At 72.8% G+C, this 18,044-nt stretch carries 16 protein-coding genes and 1 tRNA gene; 7 read left to right on the top strand and 10 right to left on the bottom strand.

Going from position 1 to position 18,044, the window contains the following annotated elements:
* Positions 1 to 13: 13 nt before the first annotated feature.
* Positions 14 to 973 (bottom strand): D-2-hydroxyacid dehydrogenase, encoded by a 960-nt coding sequence (locus tag QFZ76_RS20315; protein WP_307675075.1) that lies wholly within the window; start codon positions 971 to 973, stop codon positions 14 to 16.
* Positions 974 to 1,159: 186 nt separating this feature from the next.
* Here QFZ76_RS20315 and QFZ76_RS20310 point away from each other — a divergent pair, with 186 nt between their 5' ends.
* The 3 genes from QFZ76_RS20310 to QFZ76_RS20300 all read left to right on the top strand — a co-directional run bounded on the left by QFZ76_RS20310 (position 1,160) and on the right by QFZ76_RS20300 (position 4,110).
* Positions 1,160 to 2,014 carry an aspartate/glutamate racemase family protein gene (locus tag QFZ76_RS20310; RefSeq protein ID WP_307680077.1) on the top strand — a complete coding sequence of 285 codons (855 nt, stop codon included), beginning with the start codon at positions 1,160 to 1,162 and terminating at the stop codon, positions 2,012 to 2,014.
* Positions 2,011 to 2,742 (top strand): decarboxylase, encoded by a 732-nt coding sequence (locus tag QFZ76_RS20305; RefSeq protein WP_307675074.1) that lies wholly within the window; start codon positions 2,011 to 2,013, stop codon positions 2,740 to 2,742. The genes QFZ76_RS20310 and QFZ76_RS20305 overlap by 4 nt, the downstream gene beginning before the upstream one ends.
* Before the next feature lie 273 nt (positions 2,743 to 3,015).
* Positions 3,016 to 4,110, top strand: a complete 1,095-nt coding sequence (locus tag QFZ76_RS20300) for an LLM class flavin-dependent oxidoreductase (RefSeq protein WP_307675073.1) — start codon at positions 3,016 to 3,018, stop codon at positions 4,108 to 4,110.
* Here the strand turns inward: QFZ76_RS20300 and QFZ76_RS20295 are convergent.
* Positions 4,096 to 5,919 (bottom strand): bifunctional diguanylate cyclase/phosphodiesterase, encoded by a 1,824-nt coding sequence (locus QFZ76_RS20295; protein ID WP_307675072.1) that lies wholly within the window; start codon positions 5,917 to 5,919, stop codon positions 4,096 to 4,098. The two genes, QFZ76_RS20300 and QFZ76_RS20295, sit on opposite strands and share 15 nt — an antisense overlap.
* Positions 5,920 to 6,231: 312 nt before the next feature.
* Between QFZ76_RS20295 and QFZ76_RS20290 the strand changes: the two genes are divergently transcribed.
* A complete protein-coding gene (locus QFZ76_RS20290; protein WP_307675070.1) occupies positions 6,232 to 7,494 on the top strand; it encodes a M6 family metalloprotease domain-containing protein in 1,263 nt (420 codons plus the stop codon).
* Positions 7,495 to 7,562: 68 nt separating this feature from the next.
* Here the strand turns inward: QFZ76_RS20290 and QFZ76_RS20285 are convergent.
* The 7 genes from QFZ76_RS20285 to QFZ76_RS20255 form a co-directional block, all read right to left on the bottom strand.
* Positions 7,563 to 7,636: transfer RNA gene (locus tag QFZ76_RS20285), tRNA-Lys, on the bottom strand.
* The gene (locus QFZ76_RS20280; protein WP_307675069.1) at positions 7,627 to 8,223 is read right to left on the bottom strand and encodes a bifunctional DNA primase/polymerase; all 597 of its coding nucleotides are present in this window, start codon (positions 8,221 to 8,223) and stop codon (positions 7,627 to 7,629) included. Before QFZ76_RS20280 ends, QFZ76_RS20285 begins: the two co-directional genes overlap by 10 nt.
* A gap of 174 nt (positions 8,224 to 8,397) precedes the next feature.
* Positions 8,398 to 8,763, bottom strand: coding sequence for a hypothetical protein (locus tag QFZ76_RS20275; protein ID WP_266439157.1), 366 nt, complete (start codon positions 8,761 to 8,763; stop codon positions 8,398 to 8,400).
* Positions 8,764 to 9,113: 350 nt separating this feature from the next.
* The gene (locus QFZ76_RS20270; protein WP_307675068.1) at positions 9,114 to 10,445 is read right to left on the bottom strand and encodes an AAA domain-containing protein; all 1,332 of its coding nucleotides are present in this window, start codon (positions 10,443 to 10,445) and stop codon (positions 9,114 to 9,116) included.
* The gene (locus tag QFZ76_RS20265) at positions 10,442 to 12,040 is read right to left on the bottom strand and encodes a hypothetical protein (RefSeq protein ID WP_307675067.1); all 1,599 of its coding nucleotides are present in this window, start codon (positions 12,038 to 12,040) and stop codon (positions 10,442 to 10,444) included. Before QFZ76_RS20265 ends, QFZ76_RS20270 begins: the two co-directional genes overlap by 4 nt.
* Positions 12,031 to 13,170 carry a hypothetical protein gene (locus tag QFZ76_RS20260; protein ID WP_307675066.1) on the bottom strand — a complete coding sequence of 380 codons (1,140 nt, stop codon included), beginning with the start codon at positions 13,168 to 13,170 and terminating at the stop codon, positions 12,031 to 12,033. The genes QFZ76_RS20265 and QFZ76_RS20260 overlap by 10 nt, the downstream gene beginning before the upstream one ends.
* Positions 13,121 to 14,074, bottom strand: a complete 954-nt coding sequence (locus QFZ76_RS20255) for a phosphatase PAP2 family protein (RefSeq protein WP_307675065.1) — start codon at positions 14,072 to 14,074, stop codon at positions 13,121 to 13,123. Before QFZ76_RS20255 ends, QFZ76_RS20260 begins: the two co-directional genes overlap by 50 nt.
* Positions 14,075 to 14,282: 208 nt before the next feature.
* Here QFZ76_RS20255 and QFZ76_RS20250 point away from each other — a divergent pair, with 208 nt between their 5' ends.
* Positions 14,283 to 14,879: a histidine phosphatase family protein gene (locus QFZ76_RS20250; RefSeq protein WP_307675064.1), complete on the top strand. Its 597-nt coding sequence runs from the start codon at positions 14,283 to 14,285 to the stop codon at positions 14,877 to 14,879.
* 12 nt (positions 14,880 to 14,891) lie between these two features.
* Here the strand turns inward: QFZ76_RS20250 and QFZ76_RS20245 are convergent, their stop codons facing one another.
* Positions 14,892 to 16,334: a hypothetical protein gene (locus tag QFZ76_RS20245; protein WP_307675063.1), complete on the bottom strand. Its 1,443-nt coding sequence runs from the start codon at positions 16,332 to 16,334 to the stop codon at positions 14,892 to 14,894.
* Positions 16,335 to 16,662: 328 nt separating this feature from the next.
* Between QFZ76_RS20245 and QFZ76_RS20240 the strand changes: the two genes are divergently transcribed.
* Positions 16,663 to 17,064, top strand: a complete 402-nt coding sequence (locus QFZ76_RS20240; RefSeq protein ID WP_307675062.1) for a hypothetical protein — start codon at positions 16,663 to 16,665, stop codon at positions 17,062 to 17,064.
* Between the two features lie 73 nt (positions 17,065 to 17,137).
* Positions 17,138 to 17,998, top strand: a complete 861-nt coding sequence (locus tag QFZ76_RS20235; RefSeq protein WP_307675061.1) for a spermidine synthase — start codon at positions 17,138 to 17,140, stop codon at positions 17,996 to 17,998.
* The last annotated feature ends 46 nt before the right edge of the window (positions 17,999 to 18,044 follow it).

Genomic DNA, 18,044 nt, shown 5'->3' with positions numbered 1-18,044 from the left:
CAGCCGTGGGAGTTCAGCGTCCGGGGACGTAGCCCCGCTTCTTGTCGACCACGTTCGTCAGTGGTCTGCCCGCCTCCCAGCGCTCGTACAACTCCACGAACTGCTCGCCGAGTTCGTCCCGCCAGCCGACCGTGTCGCCACTCATGTGCGGGGACACGATCAGGTTCGGGACCTGCCACAACGGACTGTCCGGGCTGAGGGGTTCGTGCTCGAAGACGTCCAGGGCCGCGCCCGCGATCCACCGCTTGGCCAGCGCCTCGGCGAGCGCGTCCTCGACGACCAGCTGCCCCCGGCCCACGTTGACGAACCGCGCGGAGGGCTGCATCACGCCGAAACGGCGGGCGTCGAACATGCCGTACGTCTGCTCCGTGAGCGGCGCCGCCGCGATCACCCAGTCGGCGCGGGCCATCAGCCGGTCCAGCTCCTCGGGGCCGTGGACACCGGTACGCGGGGTGCGCCCGACGAGCGCCGTGGTGATGCCGAGCGCCTTGAGCGTGGCGACGATCGCCCGCCCGATGGGCCCGGACCCGACGACGCACGCGCGCGTGCCGGCGACCCGCTGCGACTCGCGGTGCCGCCAGGTCCGCTCCCGCTGGAGATCCCACGTCCGGGGCAGGTCCTTGGCCATCGCCAGGACCAGCGCGGCGACGTACTCGGCGATCGGCTGGTCGAAGACACCCCGGGCGTTGGTCACCACGGTGTCGGATTCGGCCAGTTCCGGACACATCAGGTGGTCCACGCCCGCACTCGCCGTGTGCACCCAGCGCGGCCGCGGCCCCTCGCCCGGCCAGGCCGAGCGCACCGCGTGCGAGGTGAAGTCCCAGACCAGCAGGACATCGGCCAACGGCAGCCGCTCGGCCAGCGTCGACGCGTCCGCGTGCTCGATCCGGGCCCGGCCGGTCAGCCTGCCGAGGCGGGGGAGCGGGTCGGCGTCGAGGACCAAGAGGGTCGGAGGGGATTCGGAAGCGGTCATTCGGCGAGCCGTTTCTCGGACGGTCACGGCCGTCCGACATGGGCGGACATGAGGGGTTGACCGGGGCGTGACCTGGGCGTCACGAGGGCGGATTGACCACGCTCGCACCCGAACCTACCTTCGTCAACACGGGCATGTGCACGGTCCGTTCCCCTCCCGCTTCCCACAGTGAGGCCGGTGTCTGCCATGGACGTCACTTTTCTCGGTGGTCCCCGCCCCCAGCGCGGCGTCGGTGTCGTCGCCCCCTTCGACTTCGCCCTCGACCGCGAACTGTGGCGCTGGGTGCCCGACGAGGTGTCCCTCCATCTGACCCGCACGCCGTACGTGCCCGTCGAGGTCAGCCTCGACCTGGCCCGGCTGGTCAGCGAGCACGAGACCCTGCACGACGCGGTCCGCACCCTCACCGCCATCGCCCCCGAGGTCGTCGCCTACGCCTGCACCTCCGGCAGTTTCGTCGGAGGGATCGCCGGGGAACGCGCGATGCGCTGTGCGATGACCCAGGCGGGCGACCTGCCCTCGGTGACGACGTCCGGCGCGCTGCTGGAGGCGCTGGCCGAACTCGACGTACGGCGGGTGGCGCTGGTGACGCCCTACACGGTGTCCGTCACCCAGGCCCTCGAGGAGTACGTGGCGGAGGCGGGGGTCGCCGTCACCGGGTGCGCGTACATGGGTCTGACCAGGCACATCTGGAAGGTGCCGTACCGGGACGTGGCGGAGATGGCGCGCCGGGCGGTGGACGGCGGCGCCGAGGCGCTGTTCATCAGCTGCACCAACCTGCCCACGTACGACGTGATCCCCCAGCTGGAGGCGGAGCTGCGCATCCCGGTGATCTCGGCCAACCAGGTGACGATGTGGGCGGCGCTGCGCCGACTGGGTACCCGAGCCGTGGGGCCGTACCAGGCGCTGATCGATCCGGCGGCGCGACAGTCCGGTCCCGTACTGCCCGACGTGCCGGCCCTGCCGGCCTTGCCGGAAGCGCAGGCGCTGCCGGACGTACCGGGACTGCCGGATGAAGAACAGCAGCAGGAAGGGTGGACATGACAGCACTGGGGTTCCTCTATCCGGGCCACTCGGCCGAGGACGACTACCCGCGCATCGAACAGCTGCTGGGCAGCGACGTCCGGCTGGACCTCGTGCACACCGACATCGGCGAGGACGCCCACCGGGTCGACGCCCTGCTCGAGATGGGCTCGGCGGGCCGGCTCGCGGCCGGCGTCGAGAAACTGCGCATGGCGGGCGCCGAGTCGGTGGTCTGGGCATGCACCAGCGGCAGCTTCGTGTACGGCTGGGAGGGCGCCCACGACCAGGTCCGCACCCTTGCCCTGACGGCGGGCATGCCGGCCTCCTCCACGTCCTTCGCCTTCGTGCACGCGGCCCGCGAGATCGGGGCGAAGCGGGTCGCGGTCGGCGCGACCTACCCCGACGACGTGGCCGATCTGTTCGCGGAGTTCCTGCGGGCGGCGGGCATCGAGGTGGTCGGGGTCCGCCCGTCCGGGATCATCACGGCGGCGGAGGTCGGCACGTGGGGTGAGGCGGAGGTGTTCGCGCTGGCCCGCGAGGCGGACGACGTGTCGGCGGACGCGCTGCTGCTCCCCGACACGGCGCTGCACACCGCGGCCCACATCCCGACCCTGGAGAAGGAACTCGGCAAGCCGGTACTGACGGCGAACCAGGTCACGGTATGGGAGGCGCTGCGCCTGACGGACCGGCGGGTGAACGCACCGGCGCTGGGTGCACTGTTCACGAGGGAACCCCTCGTACAGGCCTGACTCCCCGCCCCGCCCCAGGGGGCTCCGCCCCCTGGACCCCCGACCTGTGCCCACCCACCACCCGACTCGGTCGGACAGAAGGTGACCCTCGCCCCGGTGGCATACCTCTCGACCCACCGAGACGGGTGGTGGGTGGGCATAGGCCCGGGGTCTGGGGGCGGAGCCCCCAGCACACGCCGCCCGCACCAACACCGGGCACCCGGGAATAAGCGGAGACTGTCTCCTGTTAACCCCCGGAGGACAGCGCACGGCCCACAACAGGAGGCACCCACCGTGACCGCAACGGCAGACGAGACCCGGGGAACACCGCACGGCACCGCCCCCGTCCCCCTCTCCGTACTGGACCTGGTCACCGTAGGCGCAGGCCGCACCGCCACCGACGCCCTCCGCACGAGCGTCGACATCGCCCGCCTCGCGGAGTCCCGCGGCTACCACCGCTACTGGGTCGCCGAACACCACTCCATGCCGGGCGTGGCGTCGAGCTCCCCCGCCGTGATCCTCGCCCACCTCGCCGCCCACACCACCCGCATCCGCCTGGGCTCGGGCGGCGTCATGCTCCCGAACCACGCCCCGCTCGTCATCGCGGAGCAGTTCGGCACGCTGGAAGCCATGGCCCCCGGCCGCGTGGACCTCGGCCTCGGCCGAGCCCCCGGCACGGACGGCGCCACCGCCGCAGCCCTCCGCCGCACCGAGCGCCTGAACGAAGGCGCCGACGACTTCCCCCAGCAGCTCGCCGAGCTGATCCGCTTCCTGGACGACGACTTCCCGGACGGCCACCCCTACCGCCGTATCCACGCCGTACCCGGCCCGATCCAGGCCACGTCCCCCGGCGGCGTCCAGTCCCCGCACCGTCCGCCCGTCTGGCTGCTCGGCTCCTCCGGCTTCAGCGCCCGCCTGGCCGGCTCCCTCGGCCTGCCCTTCGCCTTCGCGCACCACTTCTCGGCGCAGAACACCGTCCCGGCCCTCGACCTGTACCGGGAGTCGTTCCGGCCCTCCGCCGTCCTCGACGAGCCGTACGCCCTCATCGGCGTCTCCGCCCTCGCCACCGACGACGAGAACGAGGCCCGCCGCCAGGTCCGCGCCGCCGCCCTCAACATGGTCCGCCTGCGCACCGGCCGCCCCGGCCTCGTCCCCAGCCCGGAGGAGGCCGAGGCGTACCCGTTCAGCCCCATGGAGCAGGAGTTCATCGACTCCTGGAACGCCAACGTCATCCACGGCACGGTGGACGAGGTCCGCTCCGGCCTCGACGACCTCCACAAGCGCACCGGCGCCGACGAGCTGATGATCACGTCCCACGCGCATGCCGGAGACCTGCGCCTGCGCTCCTACGAACTGATCGCGGACGCGTACGGACTACCGAACGACTAGGCCCAACAATCCGGAGATACGATCCGGCGGCACCGGCCGCGAGTACAGCCACCCCTGGCCGGTGTCGCACCCGATCCGCCGCAGCCGGGCCGCCTGCGCCGACGTCTCCACGCACTCCGCGGTGACGGTCAGGCCGAGCCGGTGGGCGAGCTGGATCATCGCCTCGACGACGACCTCGTCGGCCGGGTTCGGCGGGACGCCTTCCCCTTCGTACTGGAAGCCCCGTACGAAGGACCCGTCCAGTTTCAGCACGGACACCGGCAGCCGGCTCAGGTACGCCAGGTTCGAGTAGCCGGTGCCGAAGTCGTCGATCGCGATGCCCACGCCCATGTCGCTGAGCGCCTGGAGGGCCTGCAGCGGGCGCCCCGCCGAGCCCATGACCGCCGACTCCGTCAGTTCGAGCTGCAACAGCTGCGGCTCCAGGCCCGTCTCCGCCAGGATCTCCGCCACGTCCGCGACCAGATCCGAGTCCCAGACCTGACGCACCGCCACGTTCACGCTGACGAAGATCGGCGGCTCGTCGGGATGGTCCAGCTGCCACCGCCGGGCCTGGCGGCAGGCCGTGGCCAGGACCCAGCGGCCGAGCTGCACGATCGAGCCGTCCTCCTCGGCCAGTCCGATGAACCGATTCGGCGTCAGCATTCCGAACTGCGGATGATTCCAGCGGACCAGGGCCTCGACGCCCCGCAGCCGGCCGTCCTCCATGCACACCAGCGGCTGGTACTCCAGCACGAACTCGTCGCGCTCGATGGCCGGGCGGAGCGTGGAGGCGAGGGCCTGGCGGGTCATGCGGTGGGCGTTGCGCTCCGGGTCGAAGAGGGTCCAGCGGGCCTTGCCGTCGGCCTTCGCCCAGTACAGCGTGGTGTCGGCGGCCTGCATCAGACCGGTCGCGCTGGTCCCCGCCGCCTGCCGTTCGACCACGCCGATCGAGGCCGACACCGACATCCGCTGCCCCGAGAGGTCGAACGGGGCCTGGACCGCCTCCAGTACGGCCTCGGCGAGATCGGCGAGCTGCTCGGTGCCGGTGGAGTCCTCGACGAGCAGGGCGAACTCGTCACCGCCGAGCCGGGCGACCAGCGGCGCGCTCGCCCGGCCGTAGCCCGCCTCGTCGGCGCAGCGGGTGAGGCGTTCGGCGACGGCGGCCAGCAGCCGGTCGCCGACCCGGTGGCCGAGCGTGTCGTTGACGGCCTTGAAGCCGTCCAGGTCGAGGTAGCACAGCCCGATCCGGCCGGTGCCGCTCTGCTCGTACGACTCCGCCTCCAGCGCGGCCGAAAGACGTTCGAAGAACAGGGCGCGGTTGGGCAGCCGGGTCACCGGGTCGTGCATCTGCAAGTGCCGCAGCCGCGCCTGGAGTTCACGCCGGGCGCTGATGTCGGCGACCGACAGCAGGACCCCGGGCTCGTTCTCCGCGAGGGGAGCGACGTGGACCTGCACCCACAGGGAGTTCCCGTCGTGATGCTTGAGCCGGCGCGTGCAGCGCAGTTTCGCCTGGCGGCCGCGCAGCACCTCGCGGTACGCGTGCCAGGTGCGGGCGTCCGAGGCCAGGTCCACCAGGTCGGCGGCGACCCGGCCGGACAGCGACTCGGTGCCGGCGCCGAGCAGGGCGTCGAACGCGTCGTTGGCGCAGACGACCAGCCCCTCGCGGTCGACGACGGCCATCGCGAGCGGCGCGGACGTGAACACCGAACGGTAGGACACCGCATCGCAGGGCGGGGTCTCCCCACCGGGAGACGTGCGGACATCACTCTCTGTTACGGCTGACCCGTCGAGGTCTGCCGTGGCCGTCGGCCCTTCGGACGTTCCGCTCACCGCTTGCTCCCGCAGTGCACTCGATCGCTGTCCGCCAGGAAAGTGTGCCGATCATAGAGGCTGGCCCCAGGCCCTTCCAGCCAGTGTCCAGTGTCCCGGAAGGACAGGGCTTTATGACAGATCGTTTCTGCACGCGTCTGGACGGGTCTTTCAGGCGTCTGACCAGTTGTGACGTTCCGTGAGCGATCCGGGGGTGTCGATCCTGACCCTTCTTCGGCTCTCTCACTCATCTGGTGCAGGCAAACAGGGCGTAGTACGACAAACGGCAGCAATCTGGGTGCGGTGTCCCGTGAACCGCACCCGGAGGTCCCTGTGCCGCGTCCGTTCCCGCGCCCCCGACTGCGCAGTACCGCGGCCGTGTTCACCACGTTGTCGGCGCTCGCCGCGACCTCCCTCGTGACCGGCCCCTCGGTCGCCGAACCGTTGGCGGCGACCCCGTGCGCCCTCCAGCGCACCGAGGCCCACCACTCCGAGGGTCTGGACACCTGGAACGCCGCCTATCCGCGCCCGGCCCGCTCGCTGAACGCGGTGATGGTCTTCCTGTCCTTCCCGGACTCGGTCCCGCTGACCACCCCCGCCGAGCTGACCGCCGACCACTTCCCGGCCACCAGCCGCTTCTTCGAGCGCGCCTCCTACGGCAGGTTCACCCTCCGCCCGCACCCGCTCGGGTACTGGATCCGGATGCCGAAGCCCTCGACGGCGTACGCCATACAGCGCGACTGGAACGCCGCCCACCGCGCCGCCTACCTGCGCGACGCGCTGGCCGCCGCCGACGGGCAGGTCGACTTCTCGCGCTACGACATCGTGTACTTCGTCGCCGATCCGGACGCGCCCGGCGTGGACTCCGACGCGACGAAGGTCGTCAACCTCGACACTCCGCTGCGGGCCGACGGCGCGGACATCCGGCGGGTCGTCACGGTGTTCGAGCAGCATCCGCCGGACCGGTTGGTCCTGGCCCACGAGACCGGGCACGTCTTCGACCTGCCGGACCTCTACCACCGCCCGGTGGACGGCAAGGGCGACTGGGACACCTATGTCGGGGACTGGGACCTGATGGGCAGCCAGTTCGCGCTGGCGCCGGACCTGTTCGGCTGGCACAAGTGGAAGCTCGGCTGGCTGCGGCCCCGGCAGGTGGCGTGTGTGCAGGGCACCGGGCCGACCCGGCTGACAATGGAGCCGCTCGGCGCGGGGCCGGGCGTCCCCGTCGTGGGCGCCGCCGGTGCGCCGGCCTTCGGGCTCGGCCACGGCACCAAGCTCGCGGTCGTGCGCACAGGGACCGACAGCGCGCTCGCTTTCGAGGCACGCGGGCCGGTCGGCAACGACGCGGACGTGTGCCGGCCGGGCATCCTCGTCTACCGGGTGCGCAGCGGCGCCGCGTCCGGCGGCGGACCGGTCGAGGTGATCGACGCCCACCCGCACAGCGAGGCCTGCTGGGAGACCTCCGTCTTCCCGCCCCTCGCGGACGCCCCGGTCGGCGTCGGCGAGAGCTTCACGGTGCCGGACGAGGACGTACGGCTGGAGGTGGAGGGACGGACGGTTTCGGGGGCCTGGACGGTGAAGATCACGACCGGATAGGCGGACCGCTTCTCTGTATGAGGTACGCGAAAGGCCCCTCGCTCGCGCGAGAGGCCTTTTCGTGTCTGTGCGCCGCCAGGGACTCGAACCCCGGACCCGCTGATTAAGAGTCAGCTGCTCTAACCAACTGAGCTAGCGGCGCCTGCTGACGTCGTAGACCTTAGCATCCTGTTCGGCCGGGGGAAAAATCGATATCCGCACGGCCGCGCGGGCCGCCCGTACGGCCGCCCAGAGCAGCACCTCGGGGCCCGGCAGCCAGGGGTGACGGGTGTCCGGGGCGACCAGCCAGCGGCAGCCGGACGGAGTGCCGGAGCCGGCGGCGCCCATCGGTGCGGGGACGGTCACCGCGTCGCCGGTGCCGTGGCACAGCAGCGGCGGAATGGCCTTCGTACGCCCGAACTCCTCCCAGTGCAGCAGCGCGGGCAGCCGCTGTGCCGTGCCGGGCGCGGCGAACAGCAGCATCCGGCCCCGGAACGCCGCGACCGGCCCCGACCCCGGGCCCTCGTCCCACAGCCGGTCCAGCATCCGGCGCCCGAAGATCGCGGGCGCGCCGACGACGTCGAAGGCGGTGCCGCAGGGAAGGACGACCGGGGCGTCGGGGCGCTCGTCCCAGAGTGCGAGGGTGCTGCGCGGATACGCTCCCGCCGAGGCGAGCCAGGCGGCTCCGTCCGGGGTGACCCCCGAGACGTCGAAGCGGTCGGCGACGGTCTCTTCGCGTGTGCTGCTCATGCCGTCAACATCTACCGGCGGTGAGCGTTCCCTCCCCGAGGGTTGCCGGAAACCGGGACGTGACGGGGTGAGAGGGAGTATCTTGCCCGCCTGGCATATGCCGGGCAGCGTATGCGGTTCACATGACTCCCACTGCTCTCACAGGGTCCAGACGGCTCACAGGACTCACGCGACTCACACCGGATCGGCGTGCCCCGGCCCCTCGGCGCCCCGCAGCAGATCCCGGCCGAACTCGACCATCTTCTTCGCGTAGTCCTCGGTCCACTCGGCGCGCGCCGCGATGTCCGCCGGCGTCAGCCGGTCGAAGCGGCGCGGGTCGGCCAGCTGGGCCGCCGCCATCGCCTGGAACTCCACGGCACGGTCGGTCGCCGCACGGAACGCGTGCGTCAGCTCCGTGGCACGGGTGAGCAGGGCGCGGGGGTCGTCGATCGACTCCAGATCGAAGAAGTGCTCCGGGTCCTCGGCGACCTGCGCGGGCTCGAAGAGCAAGGGCGCGGGGCGTAGCCGCGGTTCGTTCCGACGCGGCGTGGGCTCCGCCATGTCTTCTCCTCCTCGTACGTCACGGATGGCCCGTCGGTGAGTGGGCCACCGTCCATTGTCCCGCGCCCGCGCAAGAGGGCCGGATGCCTCCGGCGGCGGCCCGGGTCACTCCGGCGATATCAAGGCCTCCGGGCCACGGGATGTTCCCTGTGCCGGTCAGGTCGCCGGGCGGCCCGGTGTTCCCCGAGCGGGTCACGTCGCCAGGCCACCCTGTGCGCGGCCAGGTGTGCCAGCACCGCGTGGTTCGCCTCCCAGCCGTCCGGGCTGTATTCATCGGCCGCCTCCGGCGGCGTGCCGGACTCTGTCCGGCGACATGGCGACATGGCGGTCGGCGGCGTGGATTGTGCCGGTCACGGTCGCCAGGCCACCCTGTGCTCGGCCAGGTGTGCCAGCACCGCGTGATTGGCCTCCCAGCCGTCCGGAAACTTCACCAGCGTTCCCAGCTGGACCGGTTCCGTCGACGGGTAGTCGTCGAGCAGGTCGGTGACGCCGGCTCGGCACACCACGATGCAGGCGTGCCGGTGGCGGGAGGCCAGGACGCACAGGCGGCCTGTCTCCAGGTGGAACGCGGTGGCGTCGGGGCGGCCGGAGAGCGGGTGGAGGACGACCGTGACGTCGTACTCGCGGCCCTGGAGGCGGTTCGCCGTGTCGACGGTCACGTCCGGGACGCCCAGGTCGGCCAGGGCCGCGCGGACCGCCGCGGCCTGGTCCCGGTGTGCCGTGCCCACGGCGATCCGGTCGGCGGTCAGGGGCGTGGGGTCGGGGGAGCGCTCCGAGGTGGCCGCGCCGCCCCGGTCGAGCAGGCGTCGGACGACCGTCGCCACGGCCCGTACCGCCTCGGGGTCCGTCCGCGGGGTGTGCCGTGCGGGCAGCTCCAGCAGGCCCCAGCCGGATTCCGCCGCCTCGTCGATCACCCGGTCGGGGCCGGAGCCGTCCGACGGGACCGCGAGGGTGAGACGCCGGTCGCCGTGGCCGGTGCCGCTGCGGAACGGCGTGTACGGGTAGAAGGCGTCGGAGACCAGGGGCGCGGCCGACGCCGGGAGCCGCCAGGACACCGGCAGGCGGTGCTGCGGCAGCTCGGGGTTGTGCGCGAGGAGGGTCGTCACGGCGGAGCCGGAGGGGTCGTACGACAGGCCCGCCCACTGCTCGCTGCCGACGATCGCGAACGGGTCCAGCTGGCCCGGGTCGCCCACGAACAGCGCCCGCTCGAAGAGCCCGGCCACGGCGAGCAGCGCGTCCGAGCGCATCTGGTAGGCCTCGTCGACGATGGCGTGCCGCCACGGCTCGTCGACCTTGACGTGCCCCCACTTGGCGGCCGTGGAGATCACGACCGCGAGCCCGGTGAGGTCGCCGGCCTTCGCGGACTTCCGTACCTGCGCCAGGTCGTCGAGCGCCTTGTCGTACGGGTCGGCGTCGCTGCTGTGCAGCCGGCCCACCGGCAGGTCGGGGTTCTTCTCCGCGAGCCTCAGCACGAGGTCGTCGACCTGGGCGTTGGTCTGCGCGACCACCATCAACGGGCGCCCCGCGTCGGCCAGTTCCAGCGCCGCGCGCACGACGAGCGTCGACTTGCCGGCGCCGGGCGGGGAGTCGACGACGACACCGCGCGCCGAGCCGTGCAGGGTGTCGTGGAGGATCGCCTCCGTGGCGCGGGAAGCCTCGGCGCCGGGATCGAAGGCGGTCACAGCACGTCCTCCTCGGTCACGGGGTCGGAGACTTCTGGCACGGCGGCGGCCTCGCCCGGCGGTCCGCCGTGCGTCCACGGCGTGTCCTCCGGGTCGGGCAGCTTGGCGCCGCCGCGCTGCTCGTGCTCGAACAGCGTGAAGCAGACCGGGTCGCCCTTCTCGGGCACGGACCCCACCTCGGGCTCCTTGCCGCGGCCCATCTTGTCGACGATCCGCAGGACCACCAGGGCACCCTCGTCCGCGAAGCCCACGAACTCGGCCGCCTGCGGCTTCCCGCCCAGCGAGCGGTACACCTTCACCCGCTCCCCGAGGTGCGGCCGGTCGTCCGTCCGTACGGTCACCAACGGGCGCGGGCTCGGGCGCTTGCCCTCGCTGTACGTCATGACGACGTCCGTGACCTCGCCCGCGAGCGCCTCGCCGGACAGCCGCCGGCCCGCCATCACCAGCGGGTCGTCCAGGGCTTCCTGCGCCTCGAGCCGGGCCTGCTCGCGCTCGCGCGCGGCGAGCTTGTTCGCGGCGGTGACCGCGTCGTCGCGGCGCGGCTGCGGGGGCTCGCCGGCCAGCACGCGGTCGCGGTGGCCGGTGAACGACCAGCGGTCGCGGGTCCACCGCTCCTCGACGTGCGCGCCCTCGGGCAGCTCCCGCAGCAGCTCCAGGCCACGCCACACCGCGTCCCAGGTGGGGCGGGTCCGGCTCGCCACCAGAGCGCGGATCTCCTGCTCGGCGGCGGTGAGGATGCCGAGCCGGTCGTCGGCCTGCAGGCCGTCCTCGGCGGCGGCGAGGGCGAGGCGGGCGCGGTCGTAGCGCTCGAGGGCGGGGGCGAGGAGCTTGTTGTCGAACGCCGGGTCGGTGGCCGGGCCGGCGGGCGGACACAGCAGCTGGCCCTGGGTGTCCCGGCGCAGCTCGGCCCGGAGGGCGGCCTCGGCGCCGGACAGGCCGTCCGGCGGGTCGATCCAGGCGAGCAGCGCGCCCAGGTGCTGGTCCTCCAGGGTGGACTGGCCGGTCGCCCAGTGCCGGGCCAGCACATCGGTCATGGCCAGCAGCAGCGAGGAGCCGGGCACGCGGGCGCGTTCCCCGAAGTGGGTCAGCCAGCGGCCCAGCAAGGGCAGCCGGGGCGGGGCGGGGTACGGCGTCTCCGGGTCCTGTTCCGCCGTACGCCTGAAGCGCATGGAGCGCCCCAGCAGCCGTACGAACTCGACGCCCGCGCGGCTCGGCACGATCAGCTGCGGGGCGTCCGTGCACAGCTCGACCTCGACCTTGACCCGCTTGCCGGTCTCCGGGTCGGTCTCGGTGCGCTCGGCGGCCTCGACCGACCCGGCGTACGCGTCGAGGTGGGGCAGGACGACGTCGGCCAGCTCCGCCAGGAACGCGAACCTGAGGTCACGGTCGCGCGGCTGCGGTACGACCAGCAGGTGCGGGGTGTCCCGGTCGGTCCCCACCAGCGCGCCGAGCGGGGCCCCGGCCTCACCGGCGGTGGTGAGCGGCACGAAGACCAGGGGGTGCTCGGACAGCCGCCGGTGCCGGACGGTGGCGGCGGGCTGGGCGCGGCCGGTGCTGACGGCTTCGAGCCTGGCGAGGGTGGAGATCAGCGACATGCGGCCACTCCCTGGCCGAGGGCCTCTGCCCGCAGCTCGGCGGCCCTTCTGAGTGCCGCCACCGCCGGATCGTCCGGGTCGCCCAACTCCCCGCGGGCGGCCGCCAGGACGTCCTCGACCGTCGTCAGGCCGCCGAGTTCGGCGCGCACCGAGCGGCCGAGGGAGGTCACCGCGCCGTCCGTGCGGGAGCGGTCGCGGCAGTGGAAGGCCAGCTCGCAGGCGGACAGGCACTCGGGCGCGTAGGTCGCCGGGACCGCCTCGACGGCCTCCGTCAGCTCGTCGGCGGGCCGGTCGGGGGAGAAGCAGGTGCCTTCGGGGAGGGCGTCGGCGATGTCCTGGACGCGGGTGAGGCGGGCCAGCTGGCGGGCGGTCACCGCGCGCTGCTTGCGGATGTCCACGGCGGACGCGGTGGCGAGGTTGGAGAAGTCCTTCGGGCAGACCAGGAGGACGTGGTGCCGCACCCGCGGGGACGGGCCTCCGTCATGGGCGAGGCGGGCAGCCACTTCCTCCAGTGCCAGCACGTACACCGCGGCCTGCCGGGCGGCGGCGCCCACCTTCGCCGGGTCGGCCGAGCCGTCCAGCATAGGGAAGGACTTGATCTCCACGACCGTCCAGCCGCCGTCCGGGTGCACGACCACCGCGTCCGGCTCCAGGAAGGCGGGCGAACCGGCGACTTCGAGCGCGAGCATCGGGTGGTCGAGGAGTGTCCAGCAGCCGGCCGCGGTGGCGTCGCGCAGGGCGAGGGCCGTACGGGCGGTGCGGCCCTGGGGGCCGATCGCGGTGAGGTCGGGCACCTCGGCGTCCGACGGCGGCTCGGCCTTGCGGTCCAGCTTCTCGTGCACCAGCCGCAGCAGTTCCGCGCCGCCGTCCGCCTTGACCCGCGACTCGAACGCGTTGCCCCGCGTGAGCGCGAACTGCGACTGGCCGAAAGCCGACGGCGAGCCGAGCGCGTCCGCCAGCGCCGCCTTGTCCACCCCGGCGCCGTCCAGGATCGCCCGCCGCTTGCAGCCGGGATTGGCGGCGAGGGCCGCAAGGGCGCGGGCGTCCAGCGCCTTGGCCGGTACCTCGGGACCGCGCAGCTCAGCGAGCCGGTGCCGCAGCCCCGTCTCCCGCGTCCGTGGGAGAGGCACTCGGTTCGGCTCCGCCTGCGAACTGTGACTCGCGCTGCCGTGGAATGTGCTCACTCGCGGAAGTCTGGCATCCGCCACTGACAATTGAGGCGGATGCGCCGGGAGAGACCGCCGCGATGCCCGCGAACCGGACCCGCATCGGCTCCATGACCCGGCCCCCGTACCGCATGACGTAGGGCGCGAGCAGCAGCCCGGCCCCCATCACGGCCGCCCCCGCGACCGCGTCGAGGAAGTAGTGGTTCGCGGTGCCCATCACCACGATCGTGGTCACCAACGGATAGCCGACACCGGCGACCTTCGCGGTACGCGTCCCGCCGTACTTCCACAGCATCACACCGCACCACACCGCCCAGCCCACGTGCAGGCTCGGCATGGCCGCGTACTGGTTCGTCATACCGCCCAGACCCCGCGGGGCGCTCGCCTCGCCGCCCCACCAGCCGTACGAGCTGTACTGGGCCATCGTGTCGACGAAGCCGTAGCCGGGGGAGAGCAGTCGGGGCGGGCAGGTCGGGAGCAGGGTGAAGCCGATCAGGCCGATGAAGGTGGACGTCATCAGCCAGGTGCGGGCCATGCGGTAGTGCACGGCACGGGACCTGAACAGCCAGACCAGGATCACGGGCGTGACCATGTAGTGCAGCGACGCGTACCAGAAGTCGGCCGGTACACCGATCCACGCCTCGCTCGTGAAGAGCCGGTTGAGGGGATGCTCGGCGTTGATGTGCAGGACCTTCTCGACGCGCAGGATCGTCAGGCCGTGGTCGACGGCACTGGTGACGTCGCCCCGGGCGAGGAGCCGGCCGGCGGAGTAGCAGGCGTACACCAGCACGATCAGTGGCAGCTCGGTCCACCAGCGCAGCCGGGGTCGCGGGGCCACCTCGATGCCCGGTGTCTCGGTCTGCGGCATCCGATCGCCCTCCCCCTTCACGTCGCGCCCGTCCGGTGGTCCTGGTCCGGTCGTGTCACTTTACGGCGCATGCGCGCGCCTCCGTGGCACGCCCCCGGCCCTCAAAGACGCAGAGATCGCCCGCCGGGTTGCCCTCGGGCGGACCCTGGTACAGCGTGCGCGATGATGGAGGGGCCCCGCCTCTCATTTCTCCCGGAAGGGTCTCTTCATGGCACCGCGCATCCTGCTGGCCCGGCACGGACAGACGGAGTGGTCGCTGTCCGGTAAGCACACCGGCAGGACCGACGTACCGCTCCTCGAAGAGGGCCGGCGCGGCGCCAAACTGCTCGGCGAGCGCCTGCACCGGGCGCCGTTGGACGGTCTCGCCGGGGCCGAGGTGCGCACCAGCCCGCTGGTACGCGCGCGTGAGACGTGCGAACTCGCCGGTTTCGGCGAGCGCGCGAGCACCTGGGACACGCTCATGGAGTGGGACTACGGCTCCTACGAGGGGATGACCCCGCAGGAGATCCAGGATGTCCGGCCCGGCTGGCTCATCTGGCGCGACGGCGTGCCGCAGGGCGAGTCGCTCACCGAGGTGACGGCCCGCGCGGACGAGGTCGTCGCCTGGGCGCGGGCGGCGGACCGGGACGTGCTGATCTTCGCGCACGGGCACATACTCCGGTCCATCGGTGCGAGGTGGCTGGGGCTGCCGATCGACTTCGCGGCGCGGATCAGGCTCAATCCGACGTCCTTGTCGGTGCTCGGCTGGGCTTACGGGGAGCCGGCGATCGAGAGCTGGAACGACGTGGGGCACCTCGTGGCGTAGTGCCGCCCGCGGCTACGCCGTGCGCGGCAGACTCGCATGGCGTTCCAGGAACGTCGACACCCCCGACGCCCGCCGATGCGGCAGCAGCACCCGTGCCGTGCCCGCGAGCATCGTCTGGATCCTGGACGACTGGACCTCGCCCAGCAGGTCCAGTACCCGCATCCCGGCCGCCACGGCCTCGTCGGGGCGGCCCCCGCGCGCGAGGTCGTCCGCCAGTTCCGCCGTGTACAGGGCGATGTTCCGGGTGAAGTGCGGGTCCTGGAGCTGCGCCGCACGGCCCGCGTGCCGGGCCGCGCGCCGCCAGTCGCCGAGTGTCGACCAGCACTGCGCCTCGAGGCCCTCCAGCTCGGCCTCTCCGTAGAAGCTCATCCACTCGGGGTCGGCGTCCGAGTGGCCTCGCTCGAAGAGGGCCTGCGCGCGGGCGAGTGCCTGTTCGCAGCCGGTGCGGTCGGCGAGCCCGGCCCAGCCGCCCGCCTCGCGCAGCGCGAGCAGCGACATCAGCCGGGCGGAGCCCAGCGGGCGCCCGACGCGTTGCGCGGCCTGCGCGGCGCGTACCGCCTCGCGCGGCCGGCCCGCGTCCCGGGCGAGGAAGGCCGTATTGCAGAAGGCGTGTGCCTCAAGGCCCGGGTCCCCGGTCATCCGGGCGGTCGCGAGCGCCTCGGCGTAGTGCGAGCGGGCGTCGTCGAAGCGGCCCGAGTCGTGGGCCAGCCAGCCCACCGAGATGGCCAGTTCACCGGCGCCCGAGTGGAGCCGTTCGGCGGTCGTCTGCCGGGTCGTGTGGGCGTCGAGCAGGGCGTAGGCGGCGCGCAGTGGAGCGGCCGCGCGACGGTAGAGGCCGTCCGCGCCGTGCCGGTCGTCGAGCAGCCGGATGCTGCGGACGGCCTCTTCGAGGGCGCCCGCCTCGCTCGTCCCGACGCGCCGGACGGGGCGTTCCGCGGCCGCGGCGTCGAAGGCGAGTGTCAAGGGGCCCAGCGAGACGGCGGCCATGGTGGCGCCTCCGCTGGTCATGAATGCGCGACGCAGCACGTCGCTCTCCTCGTGGTTGTCGTGCGTCTCGTACGGGTCCTGCGTGTCATACGGCTCGTACGCCCCTGGTGTCTCACCGGCGGTGTACGCCGGGCCGGCGACGCCGGAGGGGGGCGCGTCCTCGGGGGCGTGCGCCCGTCGTCCGCGTACGGACGAGCGGGGCGCGAACCCGAGGTCGGTGAGCGTGCGGCCGGGGAACATGTGCAAGAACACCCGTTCGTACGCATAGTTGGGACAGCGGATCTCACCCGCCTCGACCCGGCCGACATAGCGTGCGTCGCAGCTGACCCGCTCGCCGATCTCGCGGGCGGCCCGCCGCACCGCAGCGGCGAACTCGGCCGGCGAGCGCTGTCCGCGCAACTGCCGGAACGCGAGGTTGGGCTGCGGTGGTCTGGGGGACTGGGACGAGGTCACCATTGACGACGCCATGGCCGGGTCCTCTCGTGCGAACCGTCGAACCATGCCGGAACCAAGGTGGGTTCACGGTGAGTTGTCCGTGTGACACCCCGGTTTCCGGCGGGCAAGAACGTACCCGCTGTGACGGACCCGCCACGCGGTGTTTGGCTACAAACCGGATATCTCATCCGTGATCTGCCATGAACTGCCATCCTTTGCGGCGGACTTCCGCCGTAGCCGTTGACAGGTGGGCGCGTTGAACCCTGTGGACCGGGAGCCGCCCGACTCCCGACCCGTTCGTTGGAGGAGGGGTTCCGTGGTGGAGGCCGGTATGGGGACCAGACACAGCGCCGATCCTCGTATGTCACTTTCGTCCAGTGCGTCTTCGTCCAGTACGTCGCTTTCCTGTCCGGACGCCGTGTGCGACGTCGTCACCGTGCCGACGCGGCACGGGCTCGAGGCGGTCGACATCCTGCGGCGCGGGGCGGGCGACGAGGCGGTCGGGCCCGTCCTGCACGACGACGACTGCGGCACGCTGGGATTCGTGGTCCCGCCGGGGACCGCGGCCGGCTGGGACGTACCGGGCAGCACCTGCACGGAGACGGACGGGCGGGGGCTGCGGCTGAGCCCCGAACCGTCGGTGGAGGGATCGGACTGGCTGCTGCCGCCGGGGGAGGCGGACCTCGCGACGGATCCGGCGGTGCTGCGGGCGGCGCTGGGGGAGGCGGCCCGGTTGATCGAGGCGGCGGACAACTGCCGCTGACGGCGGCACGAGCCCGCTGACGCCGGCACGAGCCCGCTGAGCCGCGCGCCTCGCGGCGCCTGATAATGGCGTCATGGGAAAGTCCAGGAACGCCCGTCGGGACAGCGCCCCCGTCGCCGAACCCGTGGACGGCGGGCTCGCCCAGCTCATACCCGATCGGGACCGGGCGCGGGCCTGGACACTCCTCGTCGACGGGGCGCCCCAGTCGCACGTCGATCTCGACGACCCGGCGTATCTGTCCTTCGAGTACCAGCGGCGGCTCGGGCACGTCATCGACCTGGCCGCCCAGCCCGGCAAGCCCGTGCACGCCGTGCACCTCGGCGGCGGCGCCTTCACCCTCGCCCGTTACGTCGCCGCCACCCGCCCCCGCTCCACCCAGCAGGTCGTCGAGCGCGACGCGGCCCTCGTCCAACTGGTCCGCCGTGAGCTGCCGTTGGACACGGGGGCCCGGATCCGGGTGCGTTCCGTCGATGCCCGCGAAGGCCTCGCCAAGGTGCCCGACGGATGGGCCGACCTCGTCATCGCCGACGTGTTCAGCGGCGCCCGCACCCCGGCCCACCTCACCTCGACCGAGTTCCTCGACGAGGTCCGCCGGGCGCTGAAGCCGGGCGGTCTCTACGCCGCCAACCTCGCCGACGGGCCGCCGCTGGCCCACCTGCGCGGCCAGATCGCCACCGCGGCCGCCCGCTTCCCGGAACTCGCCCTGGTCGCCGACCCGACCGTCCTGCGCGGCAAACGTTTCGGCAACGCGGCCCTCGTCGCCTGCGACCACCCGCTCCCGATCGCCGAACTCACCCGCCGCGCGGCCTCCGACCCGCACCCGGGCCGCGTCGAACACGGCAGGTCGCTGACCGACTTCACGGGCGGGGCCGTACCGGTGATCGACGCGGCCGCGGTGGCCTCCCCGGCGCCGCCGGCCTCCGCGTTCCGGTGAGACAGCGGATCCAGTGGCTCCCGACAGATCCAGTAGGTCCCGATAG

The organism is Streptomyces sp. V4I2 (assembly GCF_030817655.1).
Lineage (GTDB): Bacteria > Actinomycetota > Actinomycetes > Streptomycetales > Streptomycetaceae > Streptomyces > Streptomyces plumbiresistens.
Note: the sequence above shows the minus strand (reverse complement) of the source record. Positions and strands in the feature narration are given on the sequence as shown.